Raw genomic sequence first — 21,527 nt, forward strand, 5'->3', positions numbered from 1 at the left:
TGCGCTCGTCCTGATGCAAAAACGAGTAAGCGGCAGGCGCTAACGCCCGCCGTATCTGCGGATTACTTGCGGCCGCCGCGATTGCTGCTGGTGGTGGCCGTGCGCGCAGGTCGTGCTGCGGTGCTGCCGCGGTTACCCGCATTGCGTGCGACCGGGGTACGGACCACGGCGGCACCCGGACGCGGCTTGTTTTGCCCGAATTTCTTCGCCAACTGGTTAGGACCGGGTGTTTCGCGGCGGTGTTCAGCGGCGATGACGGCGCGTGACGGTGCGGCATGGCGCGGCACCAGATGATGCTCACTGCTGCCGATCAGGTCGCTGCGTCCCATACGTTGCAAGCCTTCGCGCAGGATTTCCCAGTTTTCCGGATCGTGATAGCGCAGGAAGGCTTTGTGCAGTTTGCGGATTTTGCCGGTGCGTACAGTTTCTACCGCTTCCGATTCTTCGCTCACCTTGCGCAACGGATTCTTGCGCGTGTGGTACATGGTGGTCGCCAAAGCCATAGGCGTCGGCATGAATGTTTGTACCTGATCGAGACGGAAATTATTTTTCTTCAGCCACAGTGCCAGGTTCAGCATATCTTCATCGGTGGTGCCCGGATGGGCTGCGATAAAGTAAGGGATCAGGTATTGCTCCTTGCCTGCTTCCTTCGAATACTTTTCAAACAGTTCCTTGAACTTGTCGTAGGCCCCCATGCCTGGTTTCATCATCTTCGACAACGGGCCTTCTTCCGAATGCTCAGGCGCGATCTTCAGCAAGCCACCGACGTGATGCGATACCAGTTCCTTGACGTATTCAGGTGAGCGCACTGCGAGGTCGTAGCGCAGGCCGGAACTGACCAGGATTTTTTTGATGCCTGGAATCGCGCGTGCCTTGCGATACAGCTGGATCAGCTTGCTGTGATCCGTGCCGAGGTTGGAACAGATGCTCGGGTAGACGCAGGACAGACGACGGCAGGATTCTTCAATGCGTTTGTCCTTGCAGGCGAGGCGATACATATTCGCAGTCGGGCCGCCGAGGTCGGAGATGGTGCCGGTAAAGCCTTTGACCTTGTCGCGTATCAATTCGATTTCGCGCAGGATGGATGGTTCGGAACGACTCTGGATGATGCGGCCTTCATGCTCGGTAATCGAGCAGAAGGTGCAGCCGCCGAAGCAGCCGCGCATGATGTTGACCGAGAAGCGGATCATTTCCCATGCCGGTATGCGTGCCTTGCCATAGCTGGGGTGCGGCGCACGTGCATAGTTCATGTCGTACACGCCATCCATTTCATCCATCGCCAGTGGCAGCGGCGGAGGATTCAGCCAGACGTCACGTTCACCATGCGCCTGCACCATGGCGCGGGCATTGCCCGGGTTGGATTCAAGATGGAATACGCGTGATGCATGCGCATATAGTACCGGGTCATCCTTGACCACTTCATACGCGGGCAGGCGTACTACGGTTTTGTTGCGCACTTCACGTTCAGCTTCACGGCGCTCTTCGCGGCTCATGATTTTGATGACTTTGACCGCAGGTTCCGGCGGCGCTGCATTTTCAGTTTTGCAGCCTTCCGGATCCTTCATCTTCATTTCATACGGATCTGGATGCGGTTCGACCTTGCCCGGTGTATCGACGCGGGTCGAGTTGGCTTCGGCCCATTCCGGCGTTGGTTTCCAGCCTGGCGGTACCATGAAGGCGGTACCGCGCAAATCGCGTATCGATGAAATCGGCTCACCCGCGGCGACGCGGTGTGTGAGATCGACCAGCGCACGTTCGGCATTGCCGAAGATGAGGATGTCGGCCTTGGAGTCGGGCAGTACTGAACGACGTACCTTGTCCGACCAGTAGTCGTAATGGGCGATGCGGCGCAGGCTGGCTTCGATGCTGCCGATGACGATATTGATGCCGGGATAGGCTTCCCGTGCGCGCTGCGCATACACCGTGACGGCGCGATCCGGGCGTTTGTTGGGTTCACCGTGCGGTGTGTAGGCGTCATCCGAGCGGATTTTGCGATCAGATGTATAGCGATTTACCATCGAATCCATATTGCCGGCAGTGATGCCGAAATACAGATTCGGTTTGCCGAGCGCACGGAACGGTTCTGCCGACAGCCAGTCAGGCTGGCTGATGATGCCGACACGGAAGCCTTGCGACTCCAGCAAACGGCCGACCAGCGCCATGCCGAAGCTCGGATGATCGATATACGCATCGCCTGTTACCAGGATCACATCGCAGCTATCCCATCCCAGTTTGTCCATTTCTGCACGTGACATGGGCAGGAAAGGCGCCGGCTTGAGGTCGCGGCGGCGCTGGCTGGTATAGGAAAACAGATTTTTTGGCTGTGCGCTCATGAGATGCAAAGGTGGAAACAGCGGGCCAGCTTACAGTAGCCGGGCAAACGCCATTTCACGACAGGCGAGGAAGGCGACAGTATGACAGCTTTGCTGTCTGGCGACGAGGCTTAACGTCAGGTAGCACCTTGATTTACATGGATATTTTATTTGATATTGCTTGGTTGGCAATAAAACATCCGGCTGTTTGCGGTGCTGCTCAGCTTTTCCTGTTTTCAGCCGTTAATCCTTATACGATTGCGGCGAATTTGAGCAGGGCGTTGTCAATGCGATCATTTTTTACGAATGAACTGATGAATGAAGGAGTTCACATGAGCATTAGTATTTTAAATAGTACGCAAAGACCATCGACTGTCCCGGCCACATCAGCACGCGATGCGGCCCAGCGTCCGGCCGAAAAAAACGATGCTGCTGCAAGCGACAAAGTTACCCTGGGCGCGCAGCCTGCAGAAGACGGGACTTATGGTGACTTGCGCAATGTCGCCAGTGCAAGCCAGTCGCGTCCGGCGGATGTTGCCGCCATGCTGGAAGAGTCGAACCGCAAGGTGAAGGAAATCATCAACCTGATCCTGCCTCTGGTAGAGCAGCAAGGCCTGAATCTGGCGAAGGTGGTCAGCGGCGAACAAAAGCTGACGACGGATGCGGCGAGCATCGAAGAAGCACAGGCCGCGATAGCGGAAGATGGTGAATTCGGTATCAAGGCTGTAGCGGAACGCATACTGAATTTTGCCAAAAGCGTGATCGGTGGCGATCCTTCCAAGCTGGAAGCGATACGTGCTGCAGTTGAAAAGGGCTTTAAGGAAGCCACTGAAATGCTGGGTGGCGTCTTGCCGGAGATTAGCCAAAAAACGCACAAGGCCATCATGACTGAATTTGATCGCTGGCAAAGTGATGGCATACCGGAGACCGTCGATATCTCTGTTAAAGCAGACAGTACACAGGCGCAAGCCGCCTGATCAGGCTCAGACTGCACTACACAAAACGGCTCCTCGACGGAGCCGTTTTCTTTTTATATTCAATTATTTATCTGCAGGCTGCACGCTGCACGCTAAAAGGCTTGCAGCGACTGTGCGCCAAGCTGACAATACACATCTTTTTCAGATTGCATGATCATGGTTGACTCTATCCGCCTTTCCAAACGTGTTGCCGAAGCACTCGCCTGTTCGCGCCGTGAAGCCGAACAGTATATCGAGGGCGGCTGGGTCAGCGTGGACGGCAAGGTCATCGAAGAGCCGGGTCATCGCGTAGCACCGCAGCAGCCGGTCGTGCTGGCACCGGATGCGACCCTGGTCGCAGTTGAGCCTGTCACCATCCTGTTGCACAAACCGGCGGGTATGGATGCGGATGCTGCGCTGCAATGCATTGCGCCGGAAAACCTGTATGCAGAAGATCGTTCCGGCATACGCTTTCTGAAAAAACATACGACAGGTCTGCAAGCTACCGACAAACTGGAAACCATGGCCAGTGGATTGCTGGTCTTGACGCAGGACTGGCACATCACGCGCAAGCTGGTTGATGACGCCGTCAGCATAGAGCAAGAGTACATCGCAGAAGTGAGCGGAGCGCTGGTGGTCGGCGGACTGGTGTTACTCAATCATGGCCTGAGCATGAACCGCAAAGCTTTGGCGCCAGTCAAGGTGAGCTGGCAAAACGAAACGCGCCTGCGTTTCGCCGGCAAGGGCATACAGCGCGGCCAGATTGCCCATATGTGCGAGCAAGTCGGTCTGAAACTCGTGGGCCTCAAGCGCATACGCATGGCGCGCATGCCGATGGCAGCTTTGCCGGTCGGGCAATGGCGCTACCTGAAAGGCTACGAGCGGTTCTGAACCTGGCTGCCAGCCAGTTTTTTTACCCCATTCGTCAGCTTGTCAGATTTGCTCAGCCTTTAAGCGGCTTAGCTGGGCTATAAACGCGCAGAGTCTCGCGTGTACCTATCCATGCCCCATAGCGGCGGCAAGTTCACACACCTCACAGTCCTTCTTTCATGCCGGCTGCCGGGCAGGAATTTTCTTGTGCATGTGCACATATTTGTTTTTCTTATAAAGATGCACTATTTTTGTGCCCGACCATCAATATTGCTCATTCACTGCCGTTAATGACTTACGTATGAGATGAGATTTATCTTTGTTTTCATACTTATTTTCAGAATGTCATGTTGACGGTATTGCACTTACAAATATGGTGTCAGATCACTGCCAGTTGAGAGTGATGATGAAAATGCCGGGCTTACTTTGGTTTTGCAGGTGTATAGCGTGCATCGATTTTTAGTCGGAGGACGAAATAGACACAATGTTTTTTGCAGTACAAAAAATAAAATATTGAAGGAGAAACGATGCGCTTCGCGAATATGAAAATAGGTGTACGGCTGGGCCTGGGTTTTGGCCTGATTTTGTTGCTGGTGGCTGCCATGGGCGCAACCGGCATCATGCGACTGGAAAATATCAATGATGCCAGCCGCAATCTGGTTGACCATTCATTGCAAAAACAAAAGGCTGCAGAAAACTGGTTGCTGGCAACCAGCGTCAACGGCACACGTACCCTGGCCTTGGTCAAGAGTTCTGATGCTGAAACTCAGCAATTCTTCCAAAAAGCAATTACCGCCCAGAGCAAGCAAATCACCGACATCCAGAATGGTGTTGAAGCTTCGCTGGTCACTCCTGAAGAAAAGCAGCTCTTTGCCGAAGTAGGCAAGAAGCGCGCGGTCTATGTAGATCTGCGTAAAGCAATCTTCGCCGTAAAAGATAAGGGCAACGAGGCGGAAGCCAAGCAACTGATCGATAGCAAGATGATCCCGGCGCTGGATGCTTATGTAGACAGCGTGCGCGACGTGCTTGCCTACTACCAGAACGAAGTAAAACTGGCTGATCAATCGATTACCGCTGATTACGCTTCGGGTCGCATGACACTGATCATCGGTGCAGTGATCGCACTGATCCTCGGTGCATTGATTGCGTGGCGCCTGACAGTTGGCATTACTCATCCATTACAGGAAGCACTGTCGATGGCGGAGTCGGTTGCCGAAGGTGATCTGACTGCACGCAGCACCATGGCGGTGGGCGATGATGAAGCCGGCCTGTTGCTGAAAGCCCTGCGTCGCATGCAGGACAGCCTAGCTAAAACCGTTACGCAAATCCGTATGGGTACCGACACGATAGCGACCGCCTCCAGCGAAATCGCCAGCGGTAACCTGGACTTGTCGTCGCGTACTGAAGAGCAAGCCAGTTCACTGGAAGAAACCGCTTCCTCGATGGAAGAACTGACCTCCACCGTGAAGCAAAATGCCGATAACTCGCGTCAGGCCAATCAGTTGGCAGTGGCGGCTTCGGCAGTTGCAGTCAAGGGTGGTGCAGTGGTGTCGGAAGTGGTCAACACCATGGGTTCCATCAATGATTCGGCGAAGAAGATTGTCGATATCATCGGCGTGATCGATGGCATTGCCTTCCAGACCAATATTCTGGCGCTGAATGCTGCAGTCGAAGCAGCGCGAGCCGGTGAGCAGGGCCGTGGCTTTGCGGTGGTGGCAACCGAGGTGCGTAACCTGGCACAACGTTCGGCTGCTGCAGCGAAGGAAATCAAGGCACTGATCGGTGACTCGGTAGAGAAAGTCGATGCCGGCAGCAAGCTGGTGGCCGAAGCGGGTACCACGATGGATGAGATCGTCGATGGCGTTAAACGCGTGGCCGACATCATGGCGGAAATCACCGCAGCCAGCCAGGAACAAAGCGATGGTATCGAGCAGGTGAACCAGGCGATTGGCCAGATGGATCAGGTTACCCAGCAAAATGCCGCACTGGTGGAAGAGGCAGCCGCTGCTGCTGAATCCTTGCAGGATCAGGCGCGTAATCTGGCGCAGGCTGTCAGCGTGTTCCAGATCGGTAGTGGCTATACGGCAGGGCATGTGGCTGCGCCACGCACTGTGCAATCGACTGCAGTACGTGCGCCAGCACCAGTGGCAGCAGTGACGCGTGCACCAGCACCAGTTGCCGAAACCAGAAAAGCGGCACCGAGCAAGGCAGCAGTGCAGGGCAATAACGACGACTGGGAAGAGTTTTAAGCCGGCGTTCGGAAACTGCTAATACAAAAAGGGAGGGACAGAATTTCTGTCCCTCCCTTTTTTATTGTTGCTGCAAAACGCGGTGTGCGTCCTGCGCTACTAATTACTTATTCAGGATCGCGCTGTGATAGGCGATGTGATCCTGCATGAAGGTCGAAATGAAATAGTAGTTGTGGTCGTAACCGCGATGACGACGCAGGGTCAGCGGTTGATCTGCTGCCCAGCAAGCGGATTCGAATTGATGTGGCAGCAATTCGGTATCCAGGAATTGATCGTCCAGGCCCTGGTCTATCAGGATGCCTTGCGGGAATGGTGTCTTGCGGGCACGCATCAATGCGCTGGCATCATGCTCCAGCCAGGTGCTTCTGTCTGCGCCCAGGTAGTTGGAGAAGGCTTTCTCACCCCAAGGGCACTGGCTAGGTGCAGTGATAGGAGCGAATGCGGATACCGATTTATAGATATCCGGATTCTTCAGTGCCAGCGTCAATGCGCCATGACCACCCATCGAATGACCGAATACGCCGATGCGGTCAGCGAGCGCCGGGAAGTTGTTGATGATGGTATTGCGCAATTCATGCACGACATACGAGTACATGCGGAAATGATCCGACCACGGTGCTTGTGTGGCGTCGATATAAAAACCTGCGCCATGGCCGAAATCCCAGGCGTCGCTGGCACCCTTGATGCCGGTGCGGCGCGGGCTGGTATCGGGCGAGACCAGCATGATGCCGTGCTCGGCGGCGTAACGCTGTGCGCCGCCCTTGATCATGAAAGTCTCTTCGGTACACGTCAGTCCGGCCAGGTAAAACAGTACCGGTACTTTTTTGTGCCTGGCCTGTGGCGGCTGGTACACCGAAAAAGTCATCGGCAGGCCGGTCTCTTTCGATTGTTGTTTATAGAATCCCTGTACGCCGTCAAAGCATACGTGTTGGCTGATCAGTTCCACCATCTTCCCCGTATTAGTAAATAACAACCGAGCGTATCGATTCACCGCTCTTCATCAAGTCAAAACCTTCGTTGATCCGTTCCAGCGGCAGCGTGTGCGTGATCAGATCATCGATATTCAGTTTGCCTTCCATGTACCAGTCGACGATTTTCGGTACGTCGGTACGGCCACGTGCACCGCCGAAAGCGGAGCCTTTCCATTCGCGGCCGGTCACCAGCTGGAACGGACGGGTGCTGATTTCGGCACCGGCTTCAGCCACGCCGATCACGATCGACTGGCCCCAGCCCTTGTGGCAGCATTCCAGCGCCTGGCGCATGGTGTGTACATTGCCTATGCATTCAAAGCTGTAGTCAGCACCGCCGTCGGTCAATTGCACGATGGCGTCGACCACGTTTTCAACTTTGCTCGGGTTGATGAAGTGCGTCATGCCGAATTTACGCGCCATCGCTTCACGTGCCGGATTGAGGTCTACGCCGATAATTTTGTCCGCACCAACCATCTTGGCGGCCTGGATCACGTTAAGGCCGATACCGCCAAGGCCGAACACGACCACATTCGCACCCGCTTCCACTTTGGCGGTGAACAGTACCGCGCCTACGCCGGTGGTGACGCCGCAACCGATGTAGCAGACTTTATCGAAAGGTGCGTCTTCGCGGATCTTCGCCAAAGCGATTTCCGGGACCACGATGTAGTTCGAGAAGGTCGAGGTGCCCATGTAGTGGAACAGCGGCTTGCCGTCGATGGAGAAGCGGCTGGTTGCGTCCGGCATCAGGCCGCGACCCTGGGTCGAGCGGATCTTCTGGCACAGATTGGTTTTGCGCGACAGGCAGAATTTGCATTCGCGGCATTCCGGGGTGTAGAGCGGAATGACGTGATCGTCTTTCTTCAGGCTCTTTACGCCGGGGCCGACTTCAACCACCACGCCCGCGCCTTCATGGCCGAGAATGGCAGGGAAGATGCCTTCGGGATCGGCACCCGACAGGGTATAGTAATCGGTATGGCAAATGCCGGTGGCTTTGATCTCGACCAGCACTTCGCCTTCACGTGGACCACCCAGTTCCACTTCTTCGATTGTCAGCGGTTGTCCTGCTTTCCAGGCGACGGCAGCTTTGGTTTTCATGGTGGGGTCTCACTCAATAATGGAGGTGAAATGATACGTCATCTGCGTACAGATTGACGGCAGCGATGATGCTTGTGTGCCGCTGCTGGGAACATACCGGATTCCAGCGTCGCCGGAATCCGGTTTCAGACTTTGAGGTCCGGATTACTTGACTGCTTCAATTGCGTCGTCCGGCAACACAACGTTGACGTCCAGCACTTCCAGGTTGCCCTGGCTGTTAAGCGAGATCTTGATGTCGTCAGGATTGACCTTAACGTACTTCGAGATCACGGCGATCAGTTCCTGATGCAGCGCAGGCAGGAAGTCGGGGCCGGCACGGCCATTGCGCTCACGCGCGATGATGATTTGCAAGCGTTCCTTGGCTGCACTCGCAGTTTTCGGCTTGCTATTGAAGAGAAAAGACAAAAGCGCCATGATTACTTACCTCCAAAAATTCTCTGCAGAAAGCCAGGTTTTTCGTAGTCGGTAAATCGCAGCGGAACGTCTTCTCCGAGGAAACGCGAGACGACATCTTTATATGCTTCCGAAACTTCACTGCCTTCAATATGTATCGCCGGATTGCCCGCATTCGATGCGTGCAGTACGGATTCCGATTCAGGGATGATGCCGACCAGTGGAATGCGCAGGATTTCCTGCACGTCGGTGTAGGACAGCATTTCACCCGCTTCTACACGCTTAGGTACGTAGCGCGTAATCAGCAGGTGTTCCTTGACTGGTTCGCCGCCATTCAGTGCGCGGCGCGATTTGGCCTGGATGATGCCGAGGATGCGATCCGAATCGCGTACCGACGACACTTCAGGATTGGTGACGATGATGGCTTCGTCAGCAAAGGTTAGCGCCATCACGGCACCGTGCTCGATACCTGCAGGTGAATCACAGATGATGAATTCAAAATCCATCGCGGCGAGGTCTTGCAAGACGCGCTCTACGCCGTCTTCACTCAATGCATCCTTGTCGCGGGTTTGCGAAGCAGGCAGCACGAACAGGTTGTCGCAGTGCTTGTCCTTGATCAGCGCCTGGTTCAGCGTTGCTTCTTTGTTGACGACATTGATCAGGTCGTACACCACGCGGCGTTCGCAGCCCATGATCAAATCGAGGTTACGCAGGCCGACGTCAAAGTCGATGACGACTGTTTTATGTCCGCGCATGGCCAAACCAGATGCAAAGCTTGCGCTCGAGGTCGTTTTGCCGACGCCGCCTTTACCTGACGTTACAACGATGATTTTTGCCAAAGGAAACCCCTTTCGTTATTTATTAGAACTTCTAAGTTATGCGGCTGCCTTGATAGGCAGCATGTCGATGCGATCGCCAACCAGGCGGACTTGCGTAGCCTGTTGTGCGCGATCCTGTGGAAAGCCGTTTTCAAAAGTGCGATACATGCCAGCGATGGAGACCAGTTCGGCTTCCATGCTGAGGGTAAAAATGCGTGCTTCGGTATTGCCGCTGGCACCCGCCAGCGCGCGCCCACGCAGCGGTGCGTAAATGTGGATGCTGCCGTCAGCGATGACTTCGGCGCCATTGTTGACCGCGGCGGTGATGATCAGGTCGGCACCACGCGCATAGATGCGCTGGCCGGCACGGACCGGGGTATCCACGATCATGGTGTTGGCTGCGAATTGTGTAGCAGCCGGAGCAGGGGCAGCGGCTTGCACCACGACTGGTTCCGGTTCTGCCACGGCGACCGGCGGCGCCAGTTCGATTTCAGCTTGTTGCGGCGTCGTAGGCGCTGTCGGTGCACGTTCCTTGACCGAGCCATCCAGGCTCAGGCCGTGCGCCAGTACTTCTGTCGCCATTTCCGGTGTCGCATTGCGTACTGCTACTGCGTTCAGGCGATACGATTTGAGCAGTGCGGTAATCGCGGGCCAGTCTATGACCTGGCCGGCCGGCTCCAGCGAACCGACATCGATGACCGCGAATTCATCATCGAAGAAGTCGGCGTTGCCGCCGGTCATTTCCTGCATGGCGGCATCGAGCACGGCGAGGTTGGCATCACGCAGGATGGCCGAGACGGCGACGACGGTGGAAATCTTGATTTCGATCGGCTTGCGAGATGAGCTTTTGGACATGGAGGCGATAAATGTTGATGCTGTGTGCTAAAAAATTTCGTAATCAATTTCTGACCGGTAAGCTCGTTCGTCAGTGCTGCACCGTGCAGGGCTGGCGGCCAGATGATAAGTGAGCGCTATTATACCCGTTACCGCGAGTGTTTCCGCGGTGTTTGACCGCAGAAGATGGCATTTTTACGAGCTTTCCCGAGGGTAATCGCGGATGCCGGCCTGGGTGCCATTTTATGTAATTTTGTGTGCGGCAGAGCAGGGCGTCGCGTGTAGAATAGCCCCTTTTTTTGCCGGGGCACGCCATGTGGTTCAAGAATCTTCAGATATATCGTCTTCCTGCGCCGTGGGCCGTTACAGCAGAACAATTGGCAGCAGACCTCGCGCCGCATGCATTCCAGCCTTGCTCCAGCCTGGAAATGCAAAGCCAGGGCTGGGTTTCGCCACGTGAAAACGGTGAACTGGTGTATGCACTGAACAAGCAAATGCTGCTCTTGCTCGGTACCGAGAAGAAGCTGTTGCCGACTACCGTGATTAACCAGGTCACCAAGATCAAGGCGGCAGAGATCGAAGAGCAGCAAGGCTTCAAGCCGGGTCGCAAGCAAATGAAGGAACTCAAGGAAGAGGTCATCGACGACCTGTTGCCGCGTGCTTTCAGCGTCTGGCGTCAGACCTGGGTCTGGATCGATCCGGTCAATGGCTGGATGGTGGTCGACGCAGGCAGCCCGGCCAAAGCCGACGAAGTGATCAAACTGCTGGTCAAATCGGTCGATAAATTGCCGCTGGAAACGCTGCACGTAGCGCAATCGCCAGTGACTGCGATGACCGAATGGCTGGCAGCCGATACCGCACCGCATGGTTTCACCGTGGATCAGGACACCGAATTGCGCGCCACCAGCGAAGGCAAGGCTACCGTGCGCTATGTGCGCCACACGCTGGAACCAGAGGATGTGCGCCGCCATATCGCCTCCGGCAAGCAATGTACGCGTCTGGCCATGACCTGGGCCGACAAGATTTCGTTTGTGCTGACCGAGTCGCTCACCATCAAGCGCGTGACACCGCTGGACGTGATCAAGGAAAACGCTGATTCCAGCGCGCAGAACGATGATGAGCGCTTCGATTCCGACATCATGCTGATGACGGGTGAGTTGAGCCAGATGCTGGGTGATCTGGTCGTTGCACTGGGTGGCGAAGTCGAGAAGAAGTAAGCGTCAGGGCGGGGCGTGCACTTAGCTGTTTCTTGCCTGCCTTGACCCGCTTCAGGCATGATATCGTGGTGTCAGGCGGTCGTTTTATGACCGCTTGCACTACGTTTATCCCGTGTTAATTTTTTAGAGTACTGCCATGGAAATTCAAGTCGGGGATATAGGTCACATTATCCAGTTGTCGGTAGCACCGGTGTTTCTGCTGACCGGTGTCGGCACCAATCTGATGGTGCTGACCAATCGTCTGGGCCGGATTACTGATCGTTCACGCGTGTTGGAAGACAAATTGCGTACGGTAGATCCTGTCCATCATGCAGATCTGAACGCCGAGCTGGTGACTTTGTACCCGCGGGCGCACCTGATCAATCGCGCGATTGTGCTGAGTACTGCTTGCGCACTGATGGTCAGCCTGGTCATCATTTCCCTGTTCCTGGGCGATGCCCTGAGCATCGAGTTATCCAAGTTCATCGCGGTCTTCTTCATCATGGCCATGTTGTGCCTGGTCTCGAGCTTTGTCATGCTCTTGCGCGAAATCCTGGCGGCGACGGGTTCCTTGTATGAACGCAGGATAGAGCCGATAGCACGCCCCTGAATAGCGCAATAATTTTGTTTGCGGTAAAGGCCGCTCATATGCTCAGCATGTGAGCGGCCTTTTTCATTTACGGGCGGCGGCGCGTTGCGCGCGTCTTTTGTTGCGATGTTCCTCGCGCCTTTCCTGTCTTGCCGAGAGTTCTGTCCTATATCGCTGCAAGGCGGCGTGTACAGATGCCGCACGCACGTTACGGCCTATCAAGTGATACCCGAGTCGGATGTAGCGCTTGTGTAGCTGGTCATTGCCCTTTATGCCCAATGCACCGTTGATGCAAAAAAGCAGGGCACTGCTCCAAAAATTGAGACGCTCGGAAATCCAGCCCGCCTGCAGCTCCAGCAAAGTGCAGAGCAGGATGGCGGCGAGGTAGATGCCGACTGGCAGCCATAGCTTGCGATACATGGCCCACAACGGGCCGTACAGGAACGCGGGCCAGCTCCAGCCCTTTTTGATCGCCAGCAGACGACCATGCTGGTCGCTGAATACGGCGTAGTCATGGAGTGGGTCTGGTTCCAGTTTCATGTGATGAACATTGCATGAGTAGTAGATGCCACGCTATCCATGATGGATCCCGGGTGCCTGGTTTTTGAGTCCGTCCTGGGCGTACAAGCCTGGCCGGTTTTTTTTGCCAAATCAAGAGGGCTGCGCCAGACAGCCTGCGATTCGATCTGCAGCACAGTTGTACCCAGAACGCTCTCGCACAGGGTCAGTCGTACCGCGGCTTGCGGTCTTAATTTCTGTATCACGCGATCATATTCGAGGCCGCGTATATATAGCCCTCCTTCGGTCGTGGCGAACAAAGTCACGCCGCTGCAAGTCGTACTGGCTACCCGGGTATGGCGCGAGTATGTCGTGGTGCATAGCACATCGTGGCGGAGCAGCTTGCCATCCACGAAGCGCTGCGTACCCGTATGTACGTTGGCAAAATTCAGAAGCTGGGACTCAATAACGATTGCACCCAGCAAGCCGGATATCAGCGCAAGCAGTATCACGCCTTCAATGGGAATAAAAGATGACACCTTTGTCGCCAGGAGTTTCAGCAGCAGATACATGCCATAACTTATATGCGTCATGCACAGTACATACAGGCCACGCCAGAGCCAGCTGGAATACGGCTCGTAATCAGATGGATTATCGAATGATGCAGTCAGTATCCAGCCTGCGATGAGCGGGAGCATGGCTAGCAATAGTCCCGGTGCGATGAGGGCAAAAAGTGTGATAAATCCGACCGGCAGTTGCCACAGCAGATGCCAGCTCAGAGGCGGGGCCTTGTCTTGATCGTTGTTGTCCTGCCTGGGGAATCGTGGTCTGGCCATGCTTACTTGGTGCGGAGTAGTGTCGCCTGGTTCAGCTGATAGGGGAGAGGGACTTGCATGAGGTTTACGTGCGAGGCATAGGTCAGGGCCTCAGTGTCATTGCAAGCGATACAGATGGGAACAAGCTAAGTCTCGTTTTGCTGTGAGGCATGCCGGAAATAAAAAAGCCCGCAGATCGCGGGCTTTTTTATAGTCTGAAGCTAATATCAATAGGTTGGCGGCACATAACCTTGTGCAGCATCGGCGCCATCGCCGAAGAAGTGTTTTTCCATTTGCGTTGCCAGGTATTTGCGGGCGCGCACATCGGCCAGGTTCAGGCGGTTTTCATTGACCAGCATGGTCTGGTGTTTGAGCCAGGCAGCCCACGCTTCTTTCGATACGGTCTCATAAATGCGTTTGCCCAACTCGCCCGGGTACGGAGGAAAGTCCAGGCCTTCCGCTTCCTTGTCGAGTTTGATGCAGTGAATCATGCGTGTCATGGTGCTGTCCTTTTCTATTGCCACGTCGCGTTGCCATTCGGGTCACGCGGGTACGGCGGGTGTTGATAAGTGTTGACTAATCATGTCGTCGCGTCAGGGGCTTAAGCACCTGGCGCGCCGACATATATCGGGTAAGAAGGCGACATTATAGGTTTTTCGTGAAAACCAGGGATTTTCGCTGCCAGTTATACATTTGCTGCCGGTTCTTCGGCAGGCTGTCCACGGTCGCCGGGACAAAGCCGCGCTTCAGGAACCAGTGCGCGGTACGCGTCGTCAGTACGAACAGTTTCTTCAGGCCGGCGGCGCGCGCGCGGTTTTCCATATGCTTGAGCAAACGCTCGCCATCGCCTTGCGTCTGTACTTCCGGATTGACGATCAGGCAAGCCATCTCGGCCATTTTTTCTGCCGGGAAAGGGTAGAGCGCCGCACAGGCAAAGATCACACCGTCATGTTCGATGACGGAGAAGTAATCAATTTCACGTTCTATCAGTTCGCGACCACGCTTGACCAGTGTGCCGTCCGCTTCATACGGCTCGATTAATTTAAGGATGCCGCCGACGTCTTCAATCGTGGCATCGCGCAGGCTTTCCAGGTTCTCGAAGGAAACCATGGTGCCGACGCCATCATGTGTAAATAATTCCAGCAAGGCCGAGCCGTCGGTAGCATAAGGCACGATGTGCGCACGCGGAACGCCGCCGTTACAGGCTTGCATCGCATGCTGCAGATAGAAGGCAGCATCAGCCGGGACGCAATCGTGCTGCAATACCGCGTCTACCTGGTGCGATGACAATTCATGGATGTCGGCCCCGGTCATATCCTGGATCATCGGTGTTTCGGTGATGAAAATCAGCTTGTCGGCGCGCAGGGCGACGGCGGCATTGACCGCCACGTCTTCCATCGTCAGGTTGAAAATTTCGCCGGTAGGCGAGAAGCCGAGTGGTGACAGCAAGACCAGGCCGCCTGCATTCAGGATCGGATGGATGGCTTCATACGCGATTTTGCGCGTAACGCCTGTCAATTCGAGGTCTACACCGTCTATGATGCCGACCGGGCGTGCGGTGACGAAGTTGCCGGAAATAATGCGGATGGCGGCATGCGCCATCGGCGTATTCGGCAAGCCCTGGCTAAAAGCGGCTTCGATATCGAGGCGCAATTCGCCGGCAGCTTCTTTCGCGCACTCCAGCGCAGCGGTATCGGTAATCCGTACGCCGTCATGGAAGCGTGCTTCCACGTGGCGCAACGCCAGTTGTTCTTCTACCTGCGGGCGCGAGCCGTGCACGATGACAACCTTGATGCCGAGCGCGTGCAGCAGGGACAAATCCTGTGCCAGCACCGGCAACGCGCCATCCTTGACCAGCTCGCCCGGGAAGGCGACCACAAAGGTCTTGCCGCGAAAGGCGTGGATGTACGGCGCGACCGAACGCAGCCACTGGACGAATTGATCTTGGTTTTCCATGAGACGCATTATAACCACGGCAACCCGGATCGATTGTGTGAACTGACGACGAAATGCGACACTGCTCTGTATAATTCTGCCCTACATGTCCGCTCCAGAATCCAAGTCCAAGCCGGGTGCTCCATCCCGGCGTCCTGCGCCCAGGGTGCAGGCTCCATCCGCTCCGCCGGTACGCAACCCTTTACCGGCGATCAGCTTCCCCGAAGAGCTGCCGGTTTCCGGCAAGCGCGACGATATCGCGCGCGCGATCCAAAACAATCAGGTCATCATCGTCAGTGGTGAAACCGGGTCCGGTAAAACCACGCAGTTGCCAAAGATTTGCCTGGAACTCGGGCGCGGCCTGAACGGCCTGATTGGTCACACGCAGCCGCGCCGTATCGCTGCGTCATCCACTGCCAAACGCATTGCGCAGGAAATCGGTACGCCGCTGGGCGAGCACGTCGGTTTCAAGGTGCGCTTCAACGACACCCTGACCAAGGGCGCGTGGATCAAGCTGATGACCGACGGTATCTTGCTGGCGGAAACGCAAACCGATCCGCTGCTGCGCCAGTACGACACCATCATCATCGATGAAGCGCATGAACGCAGCCTGAACATCGACTTCCTGCTCGGTTACCTGAAGCAGTTGCTGCCCAAGCGGCCCGACCTGAAGGTCATCATCACCTCGGCAACCATCGATGCCGATCGCTTTGCACGCCACTTCGGCAGCAACGGCAAGCTGGCGCCGGTGATCGAAGTATCCGGCCGCCTGTATCCGGTCGAAGTGCGTTATCGCCCGGTCGAACCGTTTGACAAGAATGCCGATAGCAACCCGAATGCGACCTCGGACGCAGCCGCAGCACGACGCTCGGCATTGGCAGCCAAGGAACGCGGCCAGCGTGACCTGATGGATGCAGTGGTCGATGCGGTCGATGAGCTGGCGCGCATAGGTTCCGGTGATGTGCTGGTGTTCCTGCCCGGCGAGCGCGAGATACGTGACGCTGCCGAAGCGCTGCGCAAGCACCATCCGCCGCATGTAGAAATCCTGCCGCTGTTTGCCCGCTTGTCGGTGCAGGAGCAGGAGCGCGTATTCAAGATATCAAATGCACGTCGCATCGTGCTGGCCACCAACGTCGCCGAAACCTCGCTGACCGTGCCCGGCATACGCTTTGTGGTCGACGCCGGGCTGGCGCGCGTCAAGCGCTACAGCTATCGCAATAAAGTTGAGCAGTTGCAGATAGAACCGATTGCACAATCGGCGGCGAACCAACGCGCTGGTCGTTGCGGCCGTGTTTCGGCCGGCGTCTGTATTCGTTTGTATGACGAACAGGATTATCTGCTACGGCCTAAATTCACCGAGCCGGAAATCTTGCGTTCGTCGCTGGCCTCCGTCATCCTGCGCATGAAGTCGCTGCATCTGACGGATGTGGAAACTTTCCCCTTCATCGAGCCGCCGCTGGGCCGTGCGATTGCCGACGGCTATCAATTGCTGCAAGAGTTGGGCGCCGTCGATGATGAAAACAAGCTGACGCGCCTCGGTCGTGAACTGGCCAAGCTGCCGCTGGATCCGCGCGTAGGGCGCATGATCCTGGCGGCGAAAGACAATGTCTGCCTGACCGAAGTACTGATCATCGCTGCCGCCTTGTCGGTGCAGGATCCGCGTGACCGTCCGATGGAAGCGCAGGCTGCGGCAGACAATGCGCATAAAAAATTCGCCGATGAAAAATCGGAATTCAGCAGCTATCTGAAAATCTGGAAATGGTTTGAAGACGCGATCGCGCACAAAAAATCGAATCGCCTGTTACAGGAAGAATGCCGTGCCAACTTCCTGTCGCAATTGCGCCTGCGTGAATGGCGCGATGTGCACTCGCAGTTGCTGACCATCGTGCGCGAGCAGGGCTGGCGACTGAATGAAGCACCAGCTACCTACGAGCAATTGCACACTGCACTGCTGACCGGTTTGCTCGGCAATATTGGCTTCAAGTCTGAGGACGAGCCCCACTACCTCGGTGCACGCAGCATCAAGTTCCATATCTGGCCGGGTTCCAGCCTGATCAAAAAAGCGGGCAAATGGGTGATGGCGGCCGAGCTGGTCGATACCACGCGCTTGTACGCACGCTGTATCGCGCAGATACAGCCGGAGTGGCTGGAGCGCGTAGCGGGCCACTTGCTGAAAAAGTCGTATGGCGAACCACGCTGGGAAAAACGCACGGCGCAGGTTTCTGCCTACGAGCGCGCGACCCTGTATGGTCTGGTGGTGTACAGCCAGCGCCGTATCCAGTACGGCCTGATCAATCCTTCCGATGCACGCGAAATATTTATTCGTGATGCGCTGGTCGGAGGCGACTTTGAAACGCGTGCGCCTTTCTTTGCGCATAACCACAAGCTGGTGCGCGAGATCGAAAACCTCGAACACAAATCGCGTCGTCTCGACGTGCTGGTCGATGATGAGTTGATCGCTGCGTTCTACGACAAACTGATCCCGGCTGATATTCACAATGGCATCAGTTTCGAGAAGTGGCACAAGGATGCAACGGCTAAAGAGCCGAAGTTGCTGTACCTGAACCGAGATGACCTGATGCGGCATGAGGCGGCGGGCGTCACCACCGAGCTGTTCCCGAAAGTGATGAATGTCGCGGGCGTTGATATGGCTTTGTCGTATCACTTCGAACCGGGTACGCCGCGTGACGGTGTAACCCTGGCCGTGCCGCTGTATGCGCTGAATCAGGTATCCGCCGACAGGTGCGAATGGCTGGTGCCCGGGATGCTGAAGGAAAAAGTACATCTGCTGCTGAAGTCTTTGCCGCAAAAGCTGCGCCGTCATTGTGTACCGCTGCCGGATTACGCCGCTGGTTTCTGTGATCGCGTGCAGGACACGCATGCTTTCGGTAAAGGCAGCTTGCTGGATGCGGTGATTGCTGACGTACGTGAACAAACCGGCATCGCCAGCAAGACCACAGACTACAAACTGGAAACTCTGTCCGCGCATCAATTCATGAACTTCAAAGTGATCGATGAGCATGGACGTCAGCTCGAGATGGGGCGCAACCTCGGTGCCTTGCGTGCAGAATTTGGCGGGCAGGCACGCGAGAGCTTCCAGCGCATCGCCGAGAAAACCGCAACGCCGGTGGCTCCGAACGCACAGCCGCAAGCGGCAGCCAGCGGCAAGAGCGCTGTACCTGTTGCGAATAGCAAGGCTGCGCCTGCGGCAGTCGCAACACACCAGAACCTGACCGGCTGGAGCTTTGGTGAATTACCCGAGTTGCTGGAAATCCAGCGCGGCAAGCAGACCCTGATCGGCTTCCCGGCGTTGGTGGATAAGGGCGCACATTGCGATCTGGAAGTGTTTGATGATCCGGATGAAGCGGCACGTGTGCATCGTATAGGCTTGCGTCGCTTGCTGGCTTTGCAGTTGAAAGAGCAACTGAAGTATCTGGAAAAGAACGTTCCCGGTTTGCAGCAAATGGGCATGCAGTTCATGGCACTGGGTACGCAGGAAGAGTTGCGCGATCAGATCATCCACGCCGGACTGGAGCGCGCCTGTCTGCAAGAACCTTTGCCGAAGAATGCCGAACAGTTCAATGCACGCAAGGATGAAGGAAAATCGCGTCTCGGTTTGCTGGTGAATGAGATCGCGCGTCTGGTCGGCCTGATCCTGACCGAATACCATGCTTTGCCGAAGAAGCTGCAAACGGTGAAAGCACATGCGCAGGCGGTGACCGATATCCAGGCGCAATTGCAGGGACTGGTCGGCAAGCGCTTCATCGCCGACAACGATTACAGCAACCTCACGCATTTCCCGCGCTACCTGAAAGCCATCAATGTGCGTATCGATAAACTGCGCGCCGATCCGGCACGTGATACGCGGGCGATGGCTGAGTGGCAGCAGGCCGCTGCACCGTGGCAGCGTGCTTTGAAAGAGCGGCACGGCGATCCGAAAATGACGGAGTTCCGCTGGTTGCTGGAGGAGCTGCGCGTATCCCTGTTTGCGCAGGAATTGCGTACGCCTATGCCGGTATCGGTTAAGCGTTTGCAAAAAGTTTGGGAAGCTATGCAGCGCTAAGCTTGGTCTGCGCCAGCTTAGCCCTGTAAGAAATACAGCAACAAGGCTAACCCCGCAGACCAGGCGATCAGCCACATCCACACACGCATCGCACTGCGGCAGCAGAATACCCATAAGGCGATGCAGGTGTAAATCACGAAACTCAATAGCGTCCCTGTCAGCACACCTTCGGCGCGGGAAACACCTGCGATAAGTGGCAATAATAGTGCCAGTACTGATGCGCTCAACGCGCTCAGTACATAAGCACCGACGCTGGCGGCCAGGACCCGGCTTGCGATCATCCAGCGATACGATGGTGAGACGGTAGGGATGGGTTTGGCTCTCATCGCTTTGCTTTCGATACAACTGCAGGCCGCATGTTTTTTCTCCACACTTTGTACGCAGCATAAGCCAGCGCTACGCCGAATGTCAGCGCTACCATTTCCACCGAAAAGCCTTGCCAGTCAGCGCGCTGCAGGTAGTGCACAAAGTATGCGCCCGTGGTGACGAAGTTGAGTAATGGCAGCGCGATACAGAGACATGCAGCGAATGCCAGTTGCTCCACCCATGCCCGCGCAGCTGGTCGCAGCATGGCGTGCAGCAGTGTCAGCAACCATGCGATAAAAAATGCCCTGATTTCCCATGCAGAACGTAGTGCAAAGTCAGCATCTATCAGGCGATTCGCATAGAGGTAGCTGATGCAGGCAACGCAGATACCGGTGACTGACGCGACATTCAGGGCTTCTATCCAGCGATAGACGCGCGCAGTTGCGAAGCCGAATTCCATTTCATTTTTATTGCGGCGTTTGACTGAAAACAGAATGGTGCCGGTTGCGATCATGATCATGCCCATGATCCCGCACAGGAAGTAAAGCCACTTCATGCCCCAGCCGCCAAATCCGGCGACGTGCAGTGTCTCGACGACGCGATGTGCTTTGCTGCTGATTGCGTCGTGGTTGCCTTCGGACTTTTGCCATTGCAGCACCGCGCCTGTTACACCGTCGAAGGTGACGATGCCGGGCGAGTTCAAAATGCGCCCGGTGCCTGCGGTGTCGGGCCCGCGGTCGTAGATCTTGATGGTCATGCTGGCGTCGCCCGGACGTTCTATCAAGAGCATGCGTGCAGGCAGTCCTGTCATGTTCTGTGCCTGCTGCATGAGTGGTGACAGTTCAGGGAGCGGGGCAGCCTCGCCGCTGAGCTTGCGTTTCAATATTGGTGCCGGCGCCAGTTCCTGCTGATACTGCGCATAAGCCTTGCCATCCGAACCGTAAGCCGTGCGCAAAGGCATAGGCATATAGCTGGTGTAAAAAAACGCCAGGCCGGTATACACAATCATGAACAGGAAGGGTAGTGCCAGAACGGCTGTGACGTTGTGTGCGTCCAGCCACGAGCGTTGACCTTTACCGGGGCGGAAGGTAAAGAAATCCTTGAAGATACGTTTGTGCACGATGACGCCGGATACCAGCGCGAGCAACATGCCCATAGAAACAAAGCCGACCAGCCAGAAACCCAGCATGTCGGCATGTAATGCGTAGTGGAAGGACATGAAGTGACGGCCGCCCTCGGTCTGTCGCCCCCATGGTAGTGACAGGAAGGCCCCCGACTCCGGATGCACGACCAATTGGGAACCTGTACGCGGCCCATCCTTGCTGCGCCAGAATACTTGTAGTGCGTCGCCTGGCTGTTCCGGCAATGTGATACGCCAGAAGGGAGCACCTGCGGCATTGGTCGCCATGTATTGCATGGTGGATGCCAGCACATGTGCATCCAGTCCATGTGCGGCATGCGTATTTGCCGCAAGCACCGGCTCTGCCTTCATCCAGTGCGTGATCGGATCACGAAATACACTGAGTGAACCCGCGAGAAAAATTGCACACAGGAGCCAGCCGCAAAGCAGCCCGCACCATGTGTGCAACCACGACATACTGAGTCGCAAACTATCCTTCATGTAAGC

The 21,527-nt window shown here is 56.0% G+C and carries 18 protein-coding genes; 6 read left to right on the forward strand and 12 right to left on the reverse strand.

The features are described 5' to 3' along the window. Window positions 1-62 precede the first annotated feature (62 nt). Complete coding sequence (locus DBR37_RS06480) at window positions 63-2,255, reverse strand: YgiQ family radical SAM protein (RefSeq protein WP_233588329.1); 2,193 nt, start codon at window positions 2,253-2,255, stop codon at window positions 63-65. Window positions 2,256-2,644: 389 nt separating this feature from the next. Here DBR37_RS06480 and DBR37_RS06485 point away from each other — a divergent pair, with 389 nt between their 5' ends. From DBR37_RS06485 to DBR37_RS06495, 3 genes are all read left to right on the forward strand, one after another. Then, window positions 2,645-3,289: a hypothetical protein gene (locus DBR37_RS06485; RefSeq protein ID WP_124573649.1), complete on the forward strand. Its 645-nt coding sequence runs from the start codon at window positions 2,645-2,647 to the stop codon at window positions 3,287-3,289. A 156-nt stretch (window positions 3,290-3,445) separates the two neighbouring features. Further along, window positions 3,446-4,159 (forward strand): rRNA pseudouridine synthase, encoded by a 714-nt coding sequence (locus DBR37_RS06490; RefSeq protein ID WP_124573650.1) that lies wholly within the window; start codon window positions 3,446-3,448, stop codon window positions 4,157-4,159. 506 nt (window positions 4,160-4,665) lie between these two features. Then, a complete protein-coding gene (locus DBR37_RS06495; RefSeq protein ID WP_124573651.1) occupies window positions 4,666-6,387 on the forward strand; it encodes a methyl-accepting chemotaxis protein in 1,722 nt (573 codons plus the stop codon). Between the two features lie 103 nt (window positions 6,388-6,490). Here DBR37_RS06495 and fghA read toward each other — a convergent pair whose 3' ends face one another. From fghA to minC, 5 genes are all read right to left on the reverse strand, one after another. Continuing rightward, window positions 6,491-7,336, reverse strand: a complete 846-nt coding sequence (gene fghA / locus DBR37_RS06500; RefSeq protein WP_124573652.1) for an S-formylglutathione hydrolase — start codon at window positions 7,334-7,336, stop codon at window positions 6,491-6,493. Window positions 7,337-7,346: 10 nt separating this feature from the next. After that, entirely contained in the window at window positions 7,347-8,453 is a 1,107-nt protein-coding gene (locus DBR37_RS06505) for an S-(hydroxymethyl)glutathione dehydrogenase/class III alcohol dehydrogenase (RefSeq protein ID WP_124573653.1), read from the reverse strand. Between the two features lie 144 nt (window positions 8,454-8,597). Next, window positions 8,598-8,867 carry a cell division topological specificity factor MinE gene (gene minE, locus DBR37_RS06510; RefSeq protein WP_012079030.1) on the reverse strand — a complete coding sequence of 90 codons (270 nt, stop codon included), beginning with the start codon at window positions 8,865-8,867 and terminating at the stop codon, window positions 8,598-8,600. 2 nt (window positions 8,868-8,869) lie between these two features. Then, the gene (minD, locus tag DBR37_RS06515) at window positions 8,870-9,685 is read right to left on the reverse strand and encodes a septum site-determining protein MinD (protein ID WP_012079031.1); all 816 of its coding nucleotides are present in this window, start codon (window positions 9,683-9,685) and stop codon (window positions 8,870-8,872) included. 36 nt (window positions 9,686-9,721) lie between these two features. Continuing rightward, a complete protein-coding gene (gene minC, locus DBR37_RS06520) occupies window positions 9,722-10,519 on the reverse strand; it encodes a septum site-determining protein MinC (RefSeq protein ID WP_124573654.1) in 798 nt (265 codons plus the stop codon). Window positions 10,520-10,812: 293 nt separating this feature from the next. Between minC and DBR37_RS06525 the strand changes: the two genes are divergently transcribed. Further along, on the forward strand, window positions 10,813-11,715 hold the full coding sequence (locus tag DBR37_RS06525; protein ID WP_124573655.1) for a recombination-associated protein RdgC: 903 nt from the start codon (window positions 10,813-10,815) through the stop codon (window positions 11,713-11,715). A gap of 136 nt (window positions 11,716-11,851) precedes the next feature. Next, on the forward strand, window positions 11,852-12,304 hold the full coding sequence (locus DBR37_RS06530; RefSeq protein ID WP_124573656.1) for a DUF2721 domain-containing protein: 453 nt from the start codon (window positions 11,852-11,854) through the stop codon (window positions 12,302-12,304). Between the two features lie 63 nt (window positions 12,305-12,367). Here the strand turns inward: DBR37_RS06530 and DBR37_RS06535 are convergent, their stop codons facing one another. The 4 genes from DBR37_RS06535 to argA all read right to left on the reverse strand — a co-directional run bounded on the left by DBR37_RS06535 (window position 12,368) and on the right by argA (window position 15,552). After that, on the reverse strand, window positions 12,368-12,823 hold the full coding sequence (locus tag DBR37_RS06535) for a DUF2628 domain-containing protein (RefSeq protein WP_124573657.1): 456 nt from the start codon (window positions 12,821-12,823) through the stop codon (window positions 12,368-12,370). Continuing rightward, window positions 12,820-13,617: a hypothetical protein gene (locus DBR37_RS06540; protein WP_124573658.1), complete on the reverse strand. Its 798-nt coding sequence runs from the start codon at window positions 13,615-13,617 to the stop codon at window positions 12,820-12,822. Before DBR37_RS06540 ends, DBR37_RS06535 begins: the two co-directional genes overlap by 4 nt. A gap of 206 nt (window positions 13,618-13,823) precedes the next feature. Next, window positions 13,824-14,096, reverse strand: a complete 273-nt coding sequence (locus DBR37_RS06545) for an oxidative damage protection protein (RefSeq protein WP_012079035.1) — start codon at window positions 14,094-14,096, stop codon at window positions 13,824-13,826. A gap of 145 nt (window positions 14,097-14,241) precedes the next feature. Beyond that, a complete protein-coding gene (gene argA / locus DBR37_RS06550) occupies window positions 14,242-15,552 on the reverse strand; it encodes an amino-acid N-acetyltransferase (RefSeq protein ID WP_124573659.1) in 1,311 nt (436 codons plus the stop codon). A gap of 85 nt (window positions 15,553-15,637) precedes the next feature. Between argA and hrpA the strand changes: the two genes are divergently transcribed. Beyond that, window positions 15,638-19,594, forward strand: coding sequence for an ATP-dependent RNA helicase HrpA (gene hrpA / locus DBR37_RS06555; protein ID WP_124573660.1), 3,957 nt, complete (start codon window positions 15,638-15,640; stop codon window positions 19,592-19,594). A 17-nt stretch (window positions 19,595-19,611) separates the two neighbouring features. Here the strand turns inward: hrpA and DBR37_RS17240 are convergent, their stop codons facing one another. Together DBR37_RS17240 and DBR37_RS06560 are read right to left on the reverse strand one after the other, a co-directional pair. Beyond that, entirely contained in the window at window positions 19,612-19,920 is a 309-nt protein-coding gene (locus DBR37_RS17240) for an iron transporter (protein ID WP_233588295.1), read from the reverse strand. Continuing rightward, complete coding sequence (locus DBR37_RS06560; RefSeq protein ID WP_233588296.1) at window positions 19,917-21,521, reverse strand: PepSY domain-containing protein; 1,605 nt, start codon at window positions 21,519-21,521, stop codon at window positions 19,917-19,919. Before DBR37_RS06560 ends, DBR37_RS17240 begins: the two co-directional genes overlap by 4 nt. Window positions 21,522-21,527: the final 6 nt, after the last annotated feature.

The organism is Herminiimonas sp. KBW02, assembly GCF_003852535.1.
Classification (GTDB): Bacteria; Pseudomonadota; Gammaproteobacteria; order Burkholderiales; family Burkholderiaceae_D; genus Oxalicibacterium.

Bases quoted from the DNA above. Each gene is read 5' to 3' on its own strand.
- DBR37_RS06480 (WP_233588329.1), bottom strand. From the start codon at position 2,255: ATGTCACGTGCAGAAATGGACAAACTGGGATGGGATAGCTGCGATGTG.
- DBR37_RS06485 (WP_124573649.1), top strand. From the start codon at position 2,645: ATGAGCATTAGTATTTTAAATAGTACGCAAAGACCATCGACTGTCCCG.
- DBR37_RS06490 (WP_124573650.1), top strand. From the start codon at position 3,446: ATGGTTGACTCTATCCGCCTTTCCAAACGTGTTGCCGAAGCACTCGCC.
- DBR37_RS06495 (WP_124573651.1), top strand. From the start codon at position 4,666: ATGCGCTTCGCGAATATGAAAATAGGTGTACGGCTGGGCCTGGGTTTT.
- fghA (WP_124573652.1), bottom strand. From the start codon at position 7,336: ATGGTGGAACTGATCAGCCAACACGTATGCTTTGACGGCGTACAGGGA.
- DBR37_RS06505 (WP_124573653.1), bottom strand. From the start codon at position 8,453: ATGAAAACCAAAGCTGCCGTCGCCTGGAAAGCAGGACAACCGCTGACA.
- minE (WP_012079030.1), bottom strand. From the start codon at position 8,867: ATGGCGCTTTTGTCTTTTCTCTTCAATAGCAAGCCGAAAACTGCGAGT.
- minC (WP_124573654.1), bottom strand. From the start codon at position 10,519: ATGTCCAAAAGCTCATCTCGCAAGCCGATCGAAATCAAGATTTCCACC.
- DBR37_RS06525 (WP_124573655.1), top strand. From the start codon at position 10,813: ATGTGGTTCAAGAATCTTCAGATATATCGTCTTCCTGCGCCGTGGGCC.
- DBR37_RS06530 (WP_124573656.1), top strand. From the start codon at position 11,852: ATGGAAATTCAAGTCGGGGATATAGGTCACATTATCCAGTTGTCGGTA.
- DBR37_RS06535 (WP_124573657.1), bottom strand. From the start codon at position 12,823: ATGAAACTGGAACCAGACCCACTCCATGACTACGCCGTATTCAGCGAC.
- DBR37_RS06540 (WP_124573658.1), bottom strand. From the start codon at position 13,617: ATGGCCAGACCACGATTCCCCAGGCAGGACAACAACGATCAAGACAAG.
- DBR37_RS06545 (WP_012079035.1), bottom strand. From the start codon at position 14,096: ATGACACGCATGATTCACTGCATCAAACTCGACAAGGAAGCGGAAGGC.
- argA (WP_124573659.1), bottom strand. From the start codon at position 15,552: ATGGAAAACCAAGATCAATTCGTCCAGTGGCTGCGTTCGGTCGCGCCG.
- hrpA (WP_124573660.1), top strand. From the start codon at position 15,638: ATGTCCGCTCCAGAATCCAAGTCCAAGCCGGGTGCTCCATCCCGGCGT.
- DBR37_RS17240 (WP_233588295.1), bottom strand. From the start codon at position 19,920: ATGAGAGCCAAACCCATCCCTACCGTCTCACCATCGTATCGCTGGATG.
- DBR37_RS06560 (WP_233588296.1), bottom strand. From the start codon at position 21,521: ATGAAGGATAGTTTGCGACTCAGTATGTCGTGGTTGCACACATGGTGC.